This is a genomic window from Amnimonas aquatica (genome assembly GCF_002943415.1).
Classification (GTDB): Bacteria; Pseudomonadota; Gammaproteobacteria; order Pseudomonadales; family Moraxellaceae; genus Perlucidibaca; species Perlucidibaca aquatica_A.
Genome location: NZ_PTQZ01000275.1, coordinates 1 through 1,855 on the forward strand (window position 1 = coordinate 1; position 1,855 = coordinate 1,855).

Here is a 1,855-nt window from a genome sequence, read left to right on the forward strand (position 1 = left end):
GACGGCAACACCTGACATGTATCTGGTGGACACCAATGTCATCAGCGAGGCGCGCAAGGGAGCACGCGCCGACCCCGGCGTGCGCGCCTTCTTCCGCGATGCGGATCCGGGTGCGCTCTACCTGTCCGCGCAGACACTGGGGGAAATACGCCGCGGGCTGGAGAATATCCGGCGCCGGGGGGATGCCGATCAGGCCCGCCGCCTGGAGGAATGGCTGCTCGGCATCCTGTCCGGTTACGCTGACCGGGTCCTGGGCTTCGATGCCGATTGCGCCCAGGTCTGGGGCGGGCTCATGTCGCCACATGCCGTGCACGCCATCGACAAGCAGATCGCCGCCATCGCGCTCATCCATGACATGACTGTGGTCACGCGCAATGTTGCTGACTTCGCGGACACGGGTGTCAGGCTGTTGAACCCCTTCGGCGTCCGGGCGCCAGACGTGTCATGACCGGACATGCCGGCCTGCCGCCGCTCTCGCTGTATGTGCACATGCCCTGGTGCGTGCGCAAATGTCCGTACTGCGACTTCAACTCCCATGCCGCGACCGGCCGCCAGGGCAGCGCCGACGGCATCCTGCCCGAGGCGGAATACATCGCCGCGCTGCTGCTCGATCTCGACCGTGATCTGGCCGGCTTTCCGGCGTCGGCACTGCACGAGCGCGAAGTGGTGTCGGTGTTCATCGGCGGCGGCACGCCATCGCTGATCTCGCCGGCCGGCTATGCGGCCCTGTTCGCCGGCCTGCGTCGGCGCCTGCGTTTCGCGGCCGATGCCGAGATCACCCTGGAGGCCAATCCCGGCACGGTGGAGCAGGGCCTGTTCAGCGGCTACCGCGAGGCCGGCATCAACCGGCTGTCGATCGGCGTGCAGACCTTCCAGGGCGGGCAGCTCGAGGCGCTGGGGCGCATCCACAGCGGCGGCGAGGCGTTGCGGGCGGCGGAATCGGCGCGTGCTGCCGGTTTCGACAACTTCAACCTCGACCTCATGCACGGTCTGCCCGGCCAGACCGTGGCGCAGGCGTTGGATGACCTGCGCCAGGCCATCGCGCTCGCGCCCGCGCACCTGTCCTGGTACCAGCTCACGCTGGAACCGAATACGGTGTTCTACCGCCAGCGTCCGGTGCTGCCTGACGATGACGTGCTGGCCGACATCCAGGATGCCGGCCAGGCGCTCCTGGCCGAGGCCGGCTATGGCCAGTACGAGGTTTCGGCCTACGCCCGCCCGGGCCGGCGCTGCCGGCACAACCTGAATTACTGGCGCTTCGGCGACTACATCGGCATCGGTGCCGGTGCCCACGGCAAGCTGACCATGCCGGCCGGGCCGGATGCCGCCGGCCTGCACATCCTGCGCACCAGCAAGACCCGCACGCCGACGGACTACCTGGCGGCGGCCGATGCCGTCCGGGCCGGCCGTGATGATGCCTTCCGCGCGCAGGCGGAGGCGGTGGCCGAAGACGAGCTGGCGTTCGAGTTCATGCTCAATGTGCTGCGCCTGACCGAGGGCGTGCCGGCAGCGAGCTGGCAGCAGCTGACCGGGCGTGATGACCGCGGCCTGCAGCCTGCGCGGCGGGCGCTGGCCGGGCAGGGCCTGCTGGTTGCCGATGATGCCCGCTGGCAGGCCACGGCACTCGGGCAGCGCTACCTCAATCGGGTGATCGAGGCGTTCCTGCCCGAGTAGGGCGCTGCTGGTCCAGCAGCATGATGTAGGCTCCGGCCAGGGTCATGCTGTTGTCGATGAAGCGCTGCCGCTGTTCTGCGTTCTGCTCTTCGGCAGGCAGCGAGAAATAGCGGATGGCCAGGTGCTCCATGGCGTGGAACAGGGCATCGATCTCCAGCGGATCGGCGGGTTGCAGGCCGTT

3 protein-coding genes are annotated in these 1,855 nt (G+C 68.7%); 2 read left to right on the forward strand and 1 reads right to left on the reverse strand.

What is annotated here, in order from left to right; genetic code table 11:
* Positions 1-448, forward strand: a 448-nt coding sequence (locus C5O18_RS08990; RefSeq protein ID WP_206389828.1) for a type II toxin-antitoxin system VapC family toxin, incomplete at its 5' end; no start/stop codon positions are given.
* Positions 445-1,674, forward strand: coding sequence for a radical SAM family heme chaperone HemW (hemW, locus tag C5O18_RS08995; RefSeq protein WP_105193267.1), 1,230 nt, complete (start codon positions 445-447; stop codon positions 1,672-1,674). The genes C5O18_RS08990 and hemW, both read left to right, overlap by 4 nt.
* On the opposite strand, the gene C5O18_RS10520 is transcribed toward hemW, so the two are convergent.
* Positions 1,640-1,855 (reverse strand): hypothetical protein (locus C5O18_RS10520; RefSeq protein ID WP_158249321.1); only part of this gene is annotated, 216 nt, incomplete at its 5' end. The two genes, hemW and C5O18_RS10520, sit on opposite strands and share 35 nt — an antisense overlap.